Here is a 16,716-nt window from a genome sequence, read left to right as displayed (position 1 = left end):
CTGGTGCGCAAGATCGTCGACGAACTCGGCTTGGATCTGGCCAAGCCGGCCCCCTTTGCCGCCGACGGCGACCTCGGAACGGCCCTGCTGACGCCGACCCGGATCTATGTACGCGAATGCCTGGCCCTGGCTCGGGCCGGCTTGGCCAAGGGCTTTGCCCACATCACCGGCGGCGGCCTGCTGGAAAACCTGCCGCGAGTGCTGCCGGCGGGCCTGGGCGCCGAGCTCGACGCCAGTCGATGGGAAATTCCGCCGGTGTTCGCCTGGCTGGCAGCCGAAGGCGTGCCCGACGAAGAGATGTTGCGCACCTTCAATTGTGGCCTCGGCATGCTGGCCATCGTCGCCGCGACAGAGGCCGAGGCGGCGGCCGAGCTGCTCGGCGGAGCCGCCGCCATCGGCCACATCGTCGAGGCCGAGGGCGTGGCGTTGACCAACCTGATCTGGAAGTGAGGCCATCGTGAAACTCGGCGTTTTGATTTCCGGGCGCGGCTCGAATCTACAAGCCCTGATGGCGGCCACGGCCCGGGACGACTATCCCGCGGAGATCGCTCTGGTCGTCTCCAACCAACCCCAGGCGGCGGGCCTCGAACGGGCACGAGATGCCGGTTTGGCGACGGCCGCCTTCGACCACCGTGACTTCGCCGATCGCCAGGGCTTCGAGGCCGAGATCGATGCCAGCCTGCGCGGCGCCGGCGTCGAACTGGTCTGCCTGGCCGGCTTCATGCGTCTGCTCACGGCCGGCTTTCTCGAAGGCTGGCCAGACCGCGTGGTCAACATCCATCCCTCGCTGCTGCCGGCCTTTCCGGGCATCCACGTGCATGAGCAGGTAGTCGCCTCGGGCACCCGCTTTTCCGGCTGCACCGTGCACTTCGTGCGGCCCGAAATGGATGCCGGCCCGATCATCATCCAATCGCTGGTGCCCGTGCGCCCGGGCGACGACGCCGACACCCTGGCCGCCCGGGTACTAGCCACCGAACACCAGTGCTATCCCAAGGCGGTGAAGTGGATTGCCGAAGGCCGGGTACGTATCAATGGCGATTTGGTCGAGGTCGACGGCGCCGGGACACCGCAAATGGCCGCCATCAATCCTATTTAGGGCGCGTTTTAGACTTCGACCCCGCTCTGGCGGGCGAATTCCTCGAAGGCGGCACGCACGCTGCCGTGGTCCTGGCCGGCCAAGTCGGCCACCATCGTACAGAGCGCGCTGACGTCGAGGCTGCGCACCATACGCTTGAGCGCCGGTACGCTGGCCGCCGTCATCGACAGGCGCTCGACGCCGCAGCCTATCAGCGCCATGGCTTCGAGTGGCCGGCCGGCGATCTCGCCGCAGGCGGTGAGTGGTACATCGGCCGCAGAAGCGGCCGCCACGACCTCCCCGATCAATCCCAGCAAGGGCGCTGAAAGCACGTCGTAGCGGGCGTTGACGCGGGGGTTGTCGCGGTCGCTGGCAAAGAGGTACTGCAGCAGATCGTTGGTGCCCAGCGATACGAAATCGGCGGCGGCAAACAACGGCTTGAGCTGCCACAGCAGCGCCGGTACCTCGAGCATGACCCCGACCCTGACATCGACCGGCGTGGCCAGGCCGGCGGCCCGGGCTTTCTCCAGCTCGATATCCAGCACGCCACGGGCATGATTGAACTCGGCCAATTCGGTGACCATGGGAAAGACCACGTCGAGGCGCCGGCCGGCAGCCCGGATGAGGGCGCCAAGCTGGTCTTCGAGAATGCCGGGGCGGTCGAAACCGACGCGAATGCCGCGCCAACCCAGCGCCGGATTGCTGTCTCCCGAAGTCTCGAGATAGGGCAGCGCCTTGTCGCCGCCGATATCGAGGGTGCGAAAGACCACGGGCCGTTCGCCGGCCCGGGCCAGAACGGAGGCATAGAGTTCGGCCTGGGCCGCCACGTCGGGATAGCTGTGGCGCCCCATGAAGGCCAATTCCGTGCGAAAAAGCCCGATACCCTCGGCACCGCAATCGTCGAGCCTGGGCACCTCGAAGGGAAAGCCGGCGTTGAGCTCGATCGAGATGTGCCGGCCATCGCGGCTTAGCGACTCGAGTTTGCAGGTGGCGGCGAAATCGTCGGCCGGACTGGAGCGTCCGATGCTGCTCTCATAGGCCTGCAGGGCGCGGGGCTCCGGCCTCACTACGACCTGGCCGCCGTCACCATCGACGATCAGCAGGTCTCCCTCGACCACGACGTCGAGAGCCTCACGACAGCGCCCGACCACGGGCACGCCCAATGCCCGGGCGACAATGGCCAGGTGAGAGGTCGGCGATCCTTCGGTCAGCACGACGCCCTCGAGGTAGTCGGGGTCGAGATCGAGAAGCGCCGCCGGTCCGAGATTGCGGGCGATCAGCACGGCCGGTTCCTGCAGCACCAGGGCGCCGTTGCCAGCGGGCCCGATGAGGTGCCTGAGCAGGCGGTCGCCGAGATCGTCGAGATCGACCAGGCGCTCGCGCAAATAGGGGTCCTGGGCCTTGGAGAGGCGGCCGCGGATCTCGTTCTGGACCAATTGCACGGCCGCCTCGGCGCTGAGGCCGCCACGCACGGCATCGGCAATGCGCTCACGCCAACCGTGATCCTCGGCAAACATCTTGAAGGCCTCCAGCACCTCGCGGTGCTCGCCCATGGCCGGCAGCGCCGAGCCCTCGATATGGGCCTCGAGACCGGTGCTGAGCGCCGCAAACGCTTCGTCCAAGCGCTTCAACTCCGGCTCCGGTTGGTCCGCCAGGGTGTGCTCGACAACGATTTCGCGCTGCACCCGGCGAGCCCGACCGGTGGCCACGCCACGGCTTAGCGAAATGCCGGCGATCAGAGCCGGTCCTGACGCCACGGCAGCAGCCGCCGGCTCCCTTTCTCCGGCCGCCGCCAGCACTTCGGCCAGCACCATGGCGACGGTTTCGCAGGCCTCGATCTCAGCCTCGGCGTAACGCCGCCGCGTGAGGTTCTGCACGACCATGACGCCAAGCACCCGGCCGGCGCGCAGCACCGGCACACCCATGAAGGAATGGTAGACCTCCTCGCCGGTTTCCGGCCGCAGCACGAAATTGGGATGGCTTTGGGCGTCGGCCAGGGCCACCGGGCGGGCCTGTTCGGCGATCAGGCCGACCAGACCCTCGCCGTGGCGCAGGCGCGTCAGGTGCACGGCATCGCGGTTCAGGCCCAAGGTGGCGAAAAGCTCGAAATCGCGCTGGTCGCGCAGCACGTAGATCGAACAGACCTCGGCCGCCAGATAGTCGGCGATCACCGCCACCACGCGGTCGAGCCGGGCCTCGGTGGTGCCGTGGCCGGTCATCAACTGGCGCACCTGGCGCAGAAAACGGCGCGATCGCGCCCAGCCGTCGTCCGCCTCGGGTTTTTTTGTACTCTGTAACGTCACGCCGCCCTCATCCCTGCCGTTGTTGTTTTCGTTGCCAACAAACGTAAGGTGACTCGATCGCAGTTTCCAGAGGGGTCGGTGAATCTCTTAATATTTTACATTAAAGATACTTGTTATTTTATTGTTTTATATATTTTTTTCCTCAGAATATACTGCCATCAAATAACCGGTCTCAAGGTGCCGGGTTCGGAGGTTGACGCCGGCCGCGCGCTTGGCGTTACATGCCGCTTGATCAGGCGGCCGAGGAGGCACAGTCAAGAACACCGATGTGTGAGCTTTTTGCCCTTTCCGCGCGCTTTCCCGCCACCGTCACTTTGTCGTTGCAGGAATTTGCCCTGCACGGCGGCTTCAGCGCCTGCCATGCCGATGGCTGGGGCATCGCCTATTTTGATGAAACCGGGTACGACACGTATCTGGTACGCGATACCGCGCCCGCCTTCAAAAGCCCCTGGGTGTCATTCGTCGAGAGCGCCGGCCTCGCCAGCACCACGGTCATCTCTCATATTCGCAAAGCCACCATGGGTTCCGTCAGCCTGCCCAACACCCATCCCTTTCAGCGCGAGATGAACGGCTATTCCCACGTTTTCGCCCGCAATAGAAAATTGAGCGGTCTGGCCGAGGCTTACACCCTCGACAAGCTTGGCTTCCAGCCCGTTGGCACCACCGATTCCGAACTGGCCTTCTGCGTCCTTCTGCAGGCTCTGCAAAAGATCGGCAGCAAATCGAAAACCAGGCCACCGCTGGCCGATCGCCTCTCCGTGTTCGTCGATTTCGCGGCCGAGATGCGTCAGCGCGGGATGGCCAATTTTCTCTATGCCGATGGTGAGGCGCTGTTTGTCCACAGTCACAAGCGCACCCAGAACGACGGGGCTGTACGCGCCCCGGGACTGCACATGCTGACACGGGAGTGCCGAACAAAGGACTCTGCTTTCAATCATGCCGGGGTCGAAATGGTGCACCACGGCGACCAGCCAATCCAACGGGCTGCATTGTTCGCCAGCGTTCCCCTTAGCAGTGAAGGCTGGGTAGCACTGCCCGCAAACGAAGTTGTCGTGGCTTGCGCCGGGGTTTTGCACCAGTAAGACCGGACTGCCGTCAAGCCGTCTCGACTTCAACCCCGTCGTCGCGCAGCCAGACATAAAGCGCCGGGATGACCAGCAGGGTGAGTATGGTCGACGAGGCCAGGCCGAACAGCAGGGAAATCGCCAGGCCCTGGAAGATGGGGTCGAAGAGAATTACCGAAGCCCCCACCATGGCGGCGACGGCGGTAAGAAAAATCGGCTTGAAGCGGATGGCGCCGGCCTCCAGCAGGCTTTGGCGCAGCGCCGCTCCCTGACGCTGGCGGGCCCGGATGAAATCGATCAGCAGGATCGAATTGCGCACCACGATGCCGGCCAGGGCAATGAAGCCGATCATCGAGGTGGCGGTGAAGGCGGCGCCGAACAGCCAGTGTCCAAGCATGATGCCGATCAGCGTCAAGGGCACCGGCACGAGTACCAGCAGCGGCAGGCGGAATGAGCCGAACTGGCCCACCACCAGCAGATAGATGCCGATGATGGCGACCATGAAGGCGGCCCCCATGTCGCGGAAGGTGACGTAGGTGATCTCCCATTCGCCGTCCCACAGCAGGGTGGGCAGGGATTCGTCTGCCGGCTGGCCGTGCAGACTTACCTGCGGCGGCCCGGCGGGGCCCCAATCGTGCCTCTCCAGGGCCTGGTTTACCGCCAGCATGCCGTAGATCGGCGCCTCGAAGCGTCCGGCCAGCCGGCCGTCAATGGTGGGCAGCGGCGTGCTCAGTAGCCGGGGCCCCGGCGTGAGCTCCGATTTGGGCAGCCGGATGCTGATCTCGACCGGGCATGACGACGCTGCCGTTGGTCAGCGCCACGCGCAGCACGCGGCCGGCGGCCGGCGCCAGCACCGCACCCTCGGTGCGGCGCGCTGCACCAGCACGGCGCGCTCCGCCTGCTGGGCCGCTGTGTCGGCCTTGAGGGCATCGAGGTTGGCCACCGCCTCGTCGAGGCGGGCCTGGCTGACGTTGCCGGAACGGTGCAGCCGCCGAGCCCGCTTGAGCGCCGTCTCGGCCAAGCCTCGACGGGCCCCGCCAGCGAAGCCAAGCGGGCATCGAGTGCCGCCAGGCCAAGCTTGAGTTTGGCGTCGACCACCAAGGCCAGGCGCTGGCCGCGCTTGACCAGGCTGCCCTCGTCAACCACCAGGTCGCGTACCAAACCAGCGATCCGCGCCCGCGCCCGGGGGTCACGTCGACGCTCTCGACGCTCGCGAACACGGCTTTTTGTTCGCTGATCTGGGTCAGCTGCACGGTCAGCTCGGTCTCGCCCCGGGCCACGGCCGAGAACGCCCCGGCGAACAGCAAGGCGAGGACTGCGGATCGGCGGATCATGGCGGCTTCCCCTCGTGGATCGAATATTAGCATTATCTAATATAATGAAAATGGATATGGCCATCTTACCCCATCGTTCAAGACCGACCGGCCAACTTTAGGCCCCAAGCGAAGATGTGCTGGCCCCGCGGGTTCGCTTGCGCAGCTATTTGCGCTACCCTTCCTGGCGGGGGGCACGGCGGCCTGCCCCGACCAGTCCAGCTGGGAGCCTGGAAGCGTTGAACGAATGTCCTGCCTGCCGGGCCGGCAATCCGCCCGAAAACAAGTTCTGCGGCCAGTGCGGCAGCCGGCTGCCGGGGTGCTGCCTGGCCTGTGGCGCGCTCAATCCGGCCGACCACAAGTTCTGCGGCCAATGCGGCGTAAAACTGGGGGACACGGCGCCGCCGCTAGCGGCTGCCCCGCCCCAAACGGCAAGCGACAGCGAGGCCGAGCGCCGGCAGCTCACAGTGATGTTCTGCGACCTGGCCGATTCGACGGCGCTTTCCGAACGCTTCGATCCCGAAGACCTGCGCCAGGTCATCACCCAGTACCAGGACGTCTGCGGCGCCCAGATCGAGGCCTTCGGCGGCTACATAGCGCGCTACATGGGCGACGGCATTTTGGTTTATTTCGGCTACCCCCAGGCCCACGAGGACGATCCCGAACGGGCCGTGCGGACGGGACTGAGAATCGTCGAGGGCGTGGCCGCCCTGGAGCCCCGGCCGGGTCTTCGCCTGCACGTGCGCCTGGGCATCGCCACCGGCCTGGTGGTGGCCGGCGATATCATCGGCCAGGGCGCCTCGGAGGAACACGCGGTGCTGGGCGTGACGCCCAACCTGGCGGCCCGCCTGCAAAGCCTGGCAGAGGCCGACAGCGTCGTCATCGGCGATGCCACGCGGCGCCTGGTCGGTGGCTTCTTCGAGTACCGCGACCTCGGCCGCCATCAGCTTAAGGGCATCAGCGAGCCGGAACAGGCCTGGCAAGTGCTGGGCGAAGGTGCCGCCGCCAGCCGCTTCGAGGCCACTGCCGGCAGCGGCCTCTCGCCCCTGGTGGGCCGCCAGGAGGAAGTCGGTCTGGTGCTCAACCGCTGGCGCCAGACGCAAGACGGCGAAGGCCAGGTGGTGGTCTTCTCGGGCGAAGCCGGGGTGGGCAAATCGCGCATCGTCGAGGCGTTCCGCTCTCGCCTCGACGACGGCAGCTTCGGCGCCCTCTCGCTGTCGTGTTCGCCTTTCCACACCAACAGCGCGCTCTACCCGGTGATAGAATGCCTGGGCCGGGTCATGGGTTTCGAGCGCGACGATGCGCCGTCAGCACGGGCCGACAAGCTGGATGCCTTCATCGACAATCTCGAATTGCCGCCAGCCGACATCGCGCCCTACCTGGCATCGGTGCTTTTCGAAAGCGATATGGAGCGCTACGACCTGGCCCCGGGCAGCCCCGAGGAGCAGCGCAAGAAGGTCTCCGAGGCGCTGCTGGCATTGATGCTGGCGCAAAGCCAACGCCGGCCGATGATCATGGTGGTCGAGGATGCGCAATGGCTCGATCCCTCGAGCGCTGAGTTCCTCGGCCTCCTGATCGAGCGCCTGCGCAACTGGCGGCTCTTCATGCTGATCACGGCAAGGCCCGGTTTCGAACCGCGCTGGGGCAGCCATCCCCACCTCACGACGCTGGCGCTGAACCGCCTCAGCCGCAGCGACAGCGCCGCCCTGGTACAACACGTCACCGCGGGCCGCGAGCTGCCCGAGGCAGTACTCGAGCAGATCGTCACCAAGACCGACGGCATCCCGCTGTTCGTCGAGGAGCTGACCAAGACGGTGCTGGAAACCGGCTTGGTCGAGGAGCGCGACGGGCGCTACCAACTGGTCGGCCCGCCCGGCGACCTGGCCATTCCGGCCTCGCTGCAGGATTCGCTGATGGCCCGGCTCGACCGCCTGGGCCAGGTCAAGGAGGTGGCGCAACTGGCGGCGGTGCTGGGGCGGCGCTTCCCACAGGCGCTGTTGGCCGCCGTCTCGCAGCTCGGCGCCGAGGCCTTGCAGACGGCACTGGATCAACTGGTCGAAGCCGAGGTGCTGTTCCAGAGCAGCCTGCCGCCGGCCGCCAGCTACGAATTCAAGCACGGCATGGTGCAGGAAACCGCCTACGGCTCGCTGCTCAAAAGCACGCGCCAGCGCCACCATGGCGAAATCGCCGAAACCATGGCGGCGGATTTTCCCGAGACCGCGGCCGGCGAGCCGGAGTTGCTGGCCCATCACTACAGCGAAGCCGGGCTGGCCGAAGCCGCCGTGCCCTACTGGCAGCGCGCCGGCCAGCGCGCCGCCGAGCGCTGGGCCAGCGCCGAATCGGTGGGCCACGTGGAACGCGGGCTGGAACTGCTGGAGACACTCCCCGATAACGCCCAGCGCGCCGAACAGGAAATGCCGCTGCTGCTCGACCTGGTTGGTGGATTGCGCATCCTCGACCGTTACGACGCCGCCCTGGCGGCGCTCGATCGCGCCCAGGCGGTGGCCGAGAACTACCAACGCATCGAGGACCTGGCGCAGGTGCACTACTACCGCGGCAGCATCTATTTCCCCATGGGAGACATCGAGGGCTGCCTGAGAGAGCACGAACTGGCCCGTGAAAACGCCCGCCGCGCGGACTCGCCGGAAAAGGAGGCGCGAGCGCTGAGCGGGCTTGGCGACGCCTATTACATGCGCGGCCACATGGCCACTTCACACCGGCATTTCGACGCCTGTGTCGAACTCGCCCGGGTCCACGGCCTGGCCACCATCGAACCCCCCAACCTGGCCATGCGCGGCCACACCCAGCTTTACCTCAACCAGCTCGAGGCCGGGCTCATTGATACCCTGAAGGCGGCCGAACTGGCCCGCCGACAAGGCAACGAACGGGCCGAGATGGTGGCCTCGGGCAGTTGCGCCGGCAAGCTGCTGTTCGACAACGGCCAGCTCACGGAGGCCCGCCAGAGCTGCCAGCACGCCATAGAACTGGCCAACGGCCTGGGCGCCCGGCGCTTCGATCCCGTCAACCAGGTGATCGTCGCCAAGGTAGCACTGATCGAGGGCCGGCGCGACGAGGCCATCGCCCTGGCCGAGCAGGCGGTGGCGACGACCCGCGAGACCGGCCCCAGGTTCGCCGGCCCCATGGCGCTGGGCACCCTGGCACTGGTCAGCGACCGGGAAGAGGTCCGCCGCCAGGCCATCTCGGAGGGCCTGGCGATATTGGATTCCGATTGCGTCAGCCACAATTATCTCTGGTTCTATCGCGACGCCATGGAGGCCTGCCTGCTGGCCGGCAACTTCCCCGGTGTCGAGGCCCTGGCCCAGGCCGCCGCCGACTACACCAGCGCCGAGCCGCTGCCTTGGATGGATCTTTTGATCGACCGCGCCCGGACGCTCGCCCAAGCCGCCACGGCGCCCGATGAAGGGACGCGGGAGCACCTGCAGGCACTGCGCGACCAGGCGGCCAGCGTCGGATTCAAGGTCATCCTGCCCTCGCTCGACGCCGCCCTGGCCGACTGAGTTCACGGAAACACTGCCGTGTCCACCGTCTTCGACGTCATCGCGCTGCTGCTCGGGCTGGCGGCGCTGTTTGGCTACGTCAACCAGCGCTGGTTCCGTCTGCCGCCCTCGATCGGCGTCGTCATCATCGCGCTGGCGGCCTCGCTGGCGGTGCTGGGGCTCGACGCCATCATGCCGGTCTGGGGGCTGGGGACGGCCTTGCGCACCCTCGTCGCCGGCATCGATTTTAGCGACACCCTGATGAAGGGAATGCTGAGTTTCCTGCTGTTCGCCGGGGCACTGCACGTCGATCTCGGTGATCTGCGTGAGCGCCGCTACGCCATCGCCGCCATGGCCACCATCGGCCTCTTGTTGTCCACGCTGCTGGTGGGGCTGGGCATGTGGGGCGTGTTTGCGCTGTTGGGCCTGGGCGTGCCCTTGCTCATGTGCCTAGTCTTCGGCGCCCTGATCTCGCCCACCGACCCCATCGCCGTGCTGGGCATCCTGAAAAGCGTCACGGTGCCGCGCACGCTGGAGGCCAAGATCGCCGGCGAGAGCCTGTTCAACGACGGCGTCGCGGTGGTCGTCTTCACCATCCTGGTGGCGCTGGCCACCACGGCCGGCCCCATCGGCGCCGGTGACGTGGTGCTGCTTTTCGTCGAGGAAGCGGTAGGTGGCGTGGTGCTGGGGCTGGCAGCCGGCAGCCTGGCCTTCGTGGCGCTGCGCTCGATCGACGAATACACCGTCGAGGTGATGATCACGCTGGCCCTGGTCAGCGTCACCTACGCCCTGGCCGGGGCGCTGCACACCTCGGGGCCGATCGCCGTGGTGGTGGCCGGGCTGTTGATCGGCAACCACGGCAGGCGCCTGGCCATGAGCGAGACCACGCGCGGCCACTTGACCAACTTCTGGAAGCTGCTCGACGAAATCCTCAACGCCGTGCTCTTTCTGCTCATCGGCCTCGAGGTGGTAGCGGTGTCGTTCAGTACCGCGCCAGCCCTGGCGGCGGCGCTGGCAGTGCCGGTGGCGCTGGCCGCCCGCCTGGCCGGCGTGGCGCTGCCGCTGACGCTGCTCGGGCTGAAGCGAAGTTTCACGCCGGGCGCCGTGCCCATTCTGACCTGGGGGGGCTTGCGCGGCGGCATCTCGGTGGCGCTGGCGCTAAGCCTGCCCGAGGGGCCCTGGAAGGAGGTGCTGCTCAGCGCCTGCTACGGCGTCGTGGTGTTTTCCATCATCGTCCAGGGCCTGACCATCGAGCGCCTGGTCAAGCGTCTGCTGCCGGAGCAGACGAACGATTGAACCAATAGGCCAGAGCCGCCGCAGGCAGCGCCAGCACCAGGGCCAGCAGCCAGAGCTGGCCGGCGCTGGCCGGTACGTGGCCGCCGCCCGGGGTCGCCAGCGCGATGCCGGCCGCCAGGATCATGGCCCGGATGGGCCACTGCAATAACCCCTGGCGGCAGAGATCGCCGATGCCGATGAGGTGGCCCTGCAGCGCCGCCGCGATGAGCACCACGCCGATCACCGCGTCGACGACGACCTGGATGATTTCGAGCCAGCCGCCCTGCATGATGAGGGCCGGATTGAGCACGAAGAAGAAGGGGATGAAATAGATGATGCTGCCCAGCCGCATGGCCTCGAAGCCGGTACGCATGGGCTGCGCCTGAGCCAGGCTGGCCGCCGCGAAAGCGCCCAGCGCCACCGGCGGCGTGATGAACGAGAGCATGCCCCAATAGAGCATGAAGAGATGCACGGCCATGGCGTTGAGGCCGGATTCGGTCAACGCCGGGGCCAGCGTGATGGCCAGGATGATGTAGGCCACGGTGACGGTGACGCCGATGCCCATGATGAAGCTGGCCAGCGCCCCCATGAGCAGCAGCAAGATCACCGAATCGCCGGCCATCGACAAGAGCTCGTTGGCCAGGGTGCTGATCTTGCCGGTCAGCGACAGCGAGCCGACGATCATGCCGATGCCGGCCAATATGGCCGCCAGTTCGACGAACAGCCGGCCGACGCCAGTGATGAAGGCGAGGAAATCATCCAGCGACCAGCGGCTGGCCTTGAGGAACTGGTTGATGCCGATCAGCAGCACGGTGGCGTAGTAGGCTGCCATGGCCTCGCGCTGCAGGAAGACCAGCATCCAGATCAGCAGCACGAAGACGGCGACGTAGTGCCAGCCCTCCTTCAGGGTCTGGGCCACCCCGGGCAGTTCCTCGCGCGGCAGGCCGGCGAGATTGTGGCGCGCCGCATAGCTGTCGATCTGCACGAAGAGGCCGAAGAAATAGAGTAGCGAGGGGATCACCGCGGCGATCACGATATCGGCGTAGGGCACCTCCAGATAGGTCGCCATGACGAAAGCAGTGGCGCCCATGATAGGCGGCATCAGCACACCGCCGGTCGAGGCGCAGGCCTCGACACCGCCGGCGTAGTGGGGCGGCAGGCCGATGCGTTTCATGGCCGGGATCGAGAGCGCTCCGGTGGTCAGCACGTTGGTGATGACGCTGCCGCTCATCGAGCCCATCAGGCCGCTGGCGAAGATCGCCACCTTGGCCGGACCGCCACGCACGTGACCCAGCAGGGCAAAGGCCAGATTGAGGAAGAAGCGGCCGCCGCCGGTGTGTTGCAGGGCCACGCCGAACATCAAGAAGCCGATCACCAGATTGGCGAAGGCGCGGAAGGGAATGCCGAAGATCGATTCGCTCGACACCGCGTGGTAGGCCACGGTGACGCCGAAGGTCTCGCTGGCGGCATCGAAGGGATAGGGCACGGTTTCGGCGTAGATGGGGTAGAGCGAAAGCACCAGCACGACCAGGAAAACCGGCGTGCCGCCGGCCCGCCGGCTGGCCTCCAGCACCATCAGCCAGAGCACCCCGCCAGCGATCTTGATGTGGTCGGGGGCAGCGTATTCCCAGCCCAGATCGACGATGTCGCGGGCCCACCAGAGCAGATAGAGATTGACGCCGATGGCCGCCGCGAAGAGCCCGAGATCGTACCAGGGCACGGCCGCACGGGCGCCCTCGTGGGCGGGAAAGATGATGAAGGCGAGCGGCAGCAGCACACCCAGCAGGGCGAAGAAATACTGCGTATCGATGGCCACGAAGCCGCCGAAACGGCCCAGGTTAAAAAGCTGATAGATCGAGATCAGGACGGCCAGCAGGGCCCCGCCGATCAGCACGCCGCGCCACAGCGGCGTCGCCCCGCGATAGCGGTGTTCGACCGTGGCCGGCGCGACCGGCGGGCCGGGCCCGCCGCCAGGGGCGGGCCCGTTGGTAGCCGTGTTGGACAAGGTCTAGCGGATTATTCGAACACCAAACCCATGCCGGCGCCCTTGAGCGCCGCCGCCCGAGCCGCCATCCACTTGGCAGCGAGGTCTTCCTTCGACATGCCTTCCTTGCCGGCCAGGCCCTTCCAGGCCGCCGCCAGCACACCCTGGCGCTTGATCAGCGTGTCCTGGTGCTTCTGAGCGGCATCGGACCACACCCCGGCTTCCTTCCAATAGCGCACGGCACCCTCGTGGTAGGGCAGCGCCCAGGTCATATTCTGGTTCTTGGCTGACCAGCCGCTGGCTCCCGGAGCGGCACCCTTGAAGTCGTCGTAACGCGCCATGATGCCCTTGGTAAGATTATAGGCCACGTCGGCCGACTGCGAGGCGTTGGTGACCAGGGCCGGGTAGGCGTAAGTCGCCCCTTCGTGCGGCGCCGCCTTGGAGAGATTGGCGCCGGCGCTGCCCATGTTCTTCTGGTAGACCGGATGGACCGCCGACATGCGCTTCCATCCCGCGGTGTCGCCGTGGGGCAGCGGCGGCCAATGGAGACCGCGCGGGCTGGCCGCCAGACGCTTGGCGTGCGGCGTTACCGTGGCCATGAAGGCGGCGTCGGACTGGCCGTTGATGATGGAATCGACCGAGGCTTTGAAGCCCGAGACCTCGACTTTCGTGACGTCGGCCCAGGAAAGACCGGCAAAGGCCAGGCTGGCGGCGACGTTCCAGTTCAGGGCATCGCCCGCCCGCACCCAGGCGACGCGCTTGCCCTTGAGGTCGGCCATGGTCTTGATGTTGGCATCCTTGGCGGTGCCCAGGGCCAGGTTGTAGCTGCCGATGGAAGTGGCCAGCACGCGCAGCGGCTGCGGCCCCCACTCCTTCGAGGCAAACAGAAACACGCCTTCCTGGCCGAAGTAGACGGCGATGCCGCAGGCGCAGAAGTCGGCCCGGCCATCGCGCAGCGGCGCCATGCGGGAGACGTCGTTCTTGCCCGGGATCACCCGCACCGTGGTGCCATAGGCCTTCTTCAAGGCATTGCCGATGGCCACGCTCTGGGCATAACCGGACGCCGTGGTGCCGTAGGCCGTCCAGGTCAGGTTTTTGGGCAGCATGACATCGGCCGCCTGGGCGCCGCCGGCAAAGGCCAGCGCCAGCGCTACAAATAGTCCAGTCAGTATGCGAGACATGAGAACCCCCTCTGTCAGGTGGAAATGCTATTCTTGTTGATGGTCGGCTCAACGACCTTTTCCCGGCAGCAGTATGGATCATCAGCGCGATTTTTCCCACCTTGATCCTGGCCTCGCCGGCTGGCCACAAAGAGAGGACTTGGCTGGTTATGAGTTTTCTTGTTCTGCTCCCGATCATGGTTGCCCTGGTACTGCTCCAGGCGCCGGCCCGGGCCGAAAAATCCCATGTCGAGGTATTGGGATCACTGCATCAGGTATCGTTCATCACCGCGCTTTCCTTTGCCGGCGCCGAGCAGCGGCTGGAGGCGGCCGGCTCCGAGGGCCTGCTGTGGGTCGACGCCAACCTGCAGGCGCGCCGGCCGGGCCGCTCGCCCGGTGTTGTCATGAGCCTGGCCCCGCATCCCGACCTTCCCGGGGTGCGCTACGCCGGCGGCTACAAGGGCAAGGACAAGCGGCTCGGCTTTTTGCTTTCAGAGGACGGCGGTGCGACTTGGCGGCAACGCGCCAAGGGCGGCGATCAGGCGCTGGCCTTCCATGCCCTGGCGGTGGCGCCGAGCGCGCCGGCCACCATCTACGGCTTCGCCAAAGAGGCCGGCCTGAGGCTGAGCCACGACGGCGGCCGCAGCTGGCAGGCCGGCGGCAAGCTGCCGGCCGAGGCCTTCGACCTGGCGGTGGCGCCGAATGATCCCAAAAGCGTCTATGCCGCCACGCGGGCCGGCCTTTTCGCCAGCCCCGACAGCGGCACCACCTGGCAGCGCCGTCATCCGGCCAAGGCCCCGGCGACCTTCGTCAACGCCGAGACCGGAGGCCGCCTGACCAGCTTCATCCACCGCCACGGCCTGGTGCGCTCAGAGGACGGCGGGCGCACCTGGAGCGACATCTCGACCGCCTACCAGGACCGGGCCTTGATGGATCTGGTGATCGATCCGGGTAATCCCCGGCGCTTCTACGCCGCCGCCGATACCGGCGGCGTGATGATCAGCAACGACGCCGGCCAAAGCTGGCTGAGCATCGAGGGCTGGCGCGACCAGGTGCCGGAGCGCATCACAGCCGGGCGCCGGGTTTTCGAGGAGAACTGCCAGGCCTGCCACGGCGAAAAGGGCCGCGGCGAGAAACCCGGCGACATCCATGCCCGCGACGAGAACGGCCTGCCGGTGGCGCCGCCGCTCGACGATTCGGGGCACGGCTGGCACCACGCAGACGCCCAGCTCGCCCAGACCATCCGCGAGGGCTCGCCGCGCAACGAGCGCATGATCGCCTGGAAGGATCTGCTCGATGGCGAGGCCGTGCGCAACGTCGTCGCCTACGTCAAATCGCTGTGGTCGTTTCGCAGCCTGGCCTGCCAGGGCCGGCGCCACATGCGCTGCATGCATTGATCTGTGCAAGATCATCGCAATTGACGATCGGCAAACCCGGAGATCGCCATGACCAAGGGACCCCGCGCCGTCGAGGTGCTGGAACGCAAAGCGCTTTATCAAGACTACTACCGGGCCGACAAATACTGCCTGCGCCACGAACAGTTCGGCGGCGGCATGGGCCGGCCGATCTGGCGCGAAGTGATGGAACGCGGCCACGCCGCCACGGTGCTGCCCTATGACCCGGTGCGCGACGAGGTGCTGCTGATCGAGCAGTTTCGCATCGGCGCCTTCACCGCCGGCCACCACCCCTGGACCATCGAAGTGGTCGCCGGCATCGTCGAAGAAGGCGAGGAACCAGAACAGGTGGTGCGCCGCGAGGCGATGGAGGAGGCCGGCTGCACCATCCAGGAACTGGAAGCCATCAACAGCACCTTTCCCTCGGTCGGTGTGGTCAGCGAATACAACTGGCTCTTCGTTGGCCGCGTCGACAGTGAGGGCGCCGGCGGTGTTTACGGCCTCGATTACGAGGACGAGAACATCAAGGTGCTGGTCGTGCCGCGCACCGAGGCCGAGGAGATGGTGCGCCAGAACCGCATCACCACCGGCCAGGCCCTGATCAGCCTGCTCTGGCTGGCCCTCAACCACCAGGATCTGAAAGCGCGCTGGACCTGAGGCATCGCCGGACGCTATTACATTCCTTGACCGGCCCCGCCCTAACCCAACCCCCGCGCCGCCCCCGTTTCGGAACCGCCATGGACGTCCGCCAAGGTTTCATCGACAGCATCGGCCAGACCCCGCTGATCCGCCTCAACCGGCTCTCCGACGAGACCGGCTGCGAGATCCTGGGCAAGGCCGAGTTCCTCAATCCCGGCGGCTCGGTCAAGGACCGGGCGGCGCTATTCATCATCAAGGACGCCGAACGCCGGGGCGAACTCAAGCCGGGTGGCACCATCGTCGAGGGCACCGCCGGCAACACCGGCATCGGCCTGGCGCTGGTCGGCAACGCCCGGGGCTATCGCACCGTGATCGTCATTCCCGAGACCCAGAGCCAGGAAAAGAAAGACATGCTCAGGCTTTGCGGCGCCGAACTGCGGGAAGTTCCGGCGGCGCCCTACAAGAATCCGGGCAACTACGTCAAAGTCTCGGGCCGGCTGGCCCAGGAACTGGCCGCCAGCGAGCCCCAAGGCGCCATCTGGGCCAACCAGTTCGACAACGTGGCCAACCGTGATGGCCACACCGAGACCACCGGCCCCGAGATCTGGCAGCAGACCGAGGGCAGCGTCGACGCCTTCATCTGCGCCGTCGGCACCCTGGCCGGCGTGGCGAGTTACTTGAAAAGCCAGAATCCCGGCGTTGTCGTGGGCCTGGCCGATCCCCTGGGGGCGGCGCTTTACCACTACTACAAGCACGGTGAGCTGAAGGCCGAAGGCTCATCCATCACCGAGGGCATCGGCCAGGGCCGCATCACCGCCAACCTGGAGGGGCTGGAGGTGGATGTCCCCTTGCAGATCCCGGACCCCGAATGGCTGCCCTATGTCTTCGACATCCTGCTTCAGGAAGGGCTCTGCCTGGGCGGCTCGTCGGGCATCAACATCTGCGGCGCCCACCGGCTGGCCCGCGAGATGGGCCCGGGCCACACCATCGTCACCATCCTGGCCGATTCCGG

General features: G+C 66.7%; 12 protein-coding genes and 1 pseudogene. 8 read left to right on the top strand and 5 right to left on the bottom strand.

Features of this window, described 5'->3' with window-relative positions; genetic code table 11:
• Positions 1-450: AIR synthase-related protein (locus QGG75_18310; protein ID MDP6069182.1), on the top strand; the 450-nt coding region annotated here is incomplete at its 5' end.
• Positions 451-457: 7 nt separating this feature from the next.
• Complete coding sequence (gene purN / locus QGG75_18305; GenBank protein ID MDP6069181.1) at positions 458-1,096, top strand: phosphoribosylglycinamide formyltransferase; 639 nt, start codon at positions 458-460, stop codon at positions 1,094-1,096.
• Positions 1,097-1,104: 8 nt separating this feature from the next.
• Here the strand turns inward: purN and ptsP are convergent, their stop codons facing one another.
• The gene (gene ptsP / locus QGG75_18300; protein ID MDP6069180.1) at positions 1,105-3,378 is read right to left on the bottom strand and encodes a phosphoenolpyruvate--protein phosphotransferase; all 2,274 of its coding nucleotides are present in this window, start codon (positions 3,376-3,378) and stop codon (positions 1,105-1,107) included.
• A 221-nt stretch (positions 3,379-3,599) separates the two neighbouring features.
• Here ptsP and QGG75_18295 point away from each other — a divergent pair, with 221 nt between their 5' ends.
• Complete coding sequence (locus QGG75_18295) at positions 3,600-4,460, top strand: class II glutamine amidotransferase (protein MDP6069179.1); 861 nt, start codon at positions 3,600-3,602, stop codon at positions 4,458-4,460.
• 13 nt (positions 4,461-4,473) lie between these two features.
• Here the strand turns inward: QGG75_18295 and QGG75_18290 are convergent.
• Together QGG75_18290 and QGG75_18285 are read right to left on the bottom strand one after the other, a co-directional pair.
• A pseudogene (locus QGG75_18290) lies at positions 4,474-5,232 on the bottom strand (efflux RND transporter permease subunit).
• Positions 5,233-5,253: 21 nt separating this feature from the next.
• Positions 5,254-5,463, bottom strand: coding sequence for a hypothetical protein (locus QGG75_18285; protein ID MDP6069178.1), 210 nt, complete (start codon positions 5,461-5,463; stop codon positions 5,254-5,256).
• A gap of 531 nt (positions 5,464-5,994) precedes the next feature.
• On the opposite strand from QGG75_18285, the gene QGG75_18280 reads away from it, so the two are divergent.
• Both QGG75_18280 and QGG75_18275 read left to right on the top strand, forming a co-directional pair.
• Positions 5,995-9,273, top strand: a complete 3,279-nt coding sequence (locus QGG75_18280; protein MDP6069177.1) for an adenylate/guanylate cyclase domain-containing protein — start codon at positions 5,995-5,997, stop codon at positions 9,271-9,273.
• Between the two features lie 18 nt (positions 9,274-9,291).
• Positions 9,292-10,548 carry a sodium:proton antiporter gene (locus QGG75_18275; protein MDP6069176.1) on the top strand — a complete coding sequence of 419 codons (1,257 nt, stop codon included), beginning with the start codon at positions 9,292-9,294 and terminating at the stop codon, positions 10,546-10,548.
• On the opposite strand, the gene QGG75_18270 is transcribed toward QGG75_18275, so the two are convergent.
• Together QGG75_18270 and QGG75_18265 are read right to left on the bottom strand one after the other, a co-directional pair.
• Positions 10,514-12,532, bottom strand: coding sequence for a TRAP transporter fused permease subunit (locus QGG75_18270; protein ID MDP6069175.1), 2,019 nt, complete (start codon positions 12,530-12,532; stop codon positions 10,514-10,516). The genes QGG75_18275 and QGG75_18270 overlap by 35 nt on opposite strands.
• 11 nt (positions 12,533-12,543) lie before the next feature.
• Positions 12,544-13,692: a TAXI family TRAP transporter solute-binding subunit gene (locus tag QGG75_18265; GenBank protein MDP6069174.1), complete on the bottom strand. Its 1,149-nt coding sequence runs from the start codon at positions 13,690-13,692 to the stop codon at positions 12,544-12,546.
• Positions 13,693-13,868: 176 nt separating this feature from the next.
• Between QGG75_18265 and QGG75_18260 the strand changes: the two genes are divergently transcribed.
• The 3 genes from QGG75_18260 to QGG75_18250 form a co-directional block, all read left to right on the top strand.
• A complete protein-coding gene (locus QGG75_18260; protein MDP6069173.1) occupies positions 13,869-15,068 on the top strand; it encodes a c-type cytochrome in 1,200 nt (399 codons plus the stop codon).
• Between the two features lie 48 nt (positions 15,069-15,116).
• Positions 15,117-15,722 (top strand): NUDIX domain-containing protein, encoded by a 606-nt coding sequence (locus tag QGG75_18255; GenBank protein ID MDP6069172.1) that lies wholly within the window; start codon positions 15,117-15,119, stop codon positions 15,720-15,722.
• Positions 15,723-15,802: 80 nt separating this feature from the next.
• Positions 15,803-16,716, top strand: a 914-nt coding sequence (locus tag QGG75_18250) for a cysteine synthase A (protein ID MDP6069171.1), incomplete at its 3' end; no start/stop codon positions are given.

The organism is Alphaproteobacteria bacterium, assembly GCA_030740435.1.
GTDB lineage: Bacteria > Pseudomonadota > Alphaproteobacteria > UBA2966 > UBA2966.
Note: the sequence above shows the minus strand (reverse complement) of the source record. Positions and strands in the feature narration are given on the sequence as shown.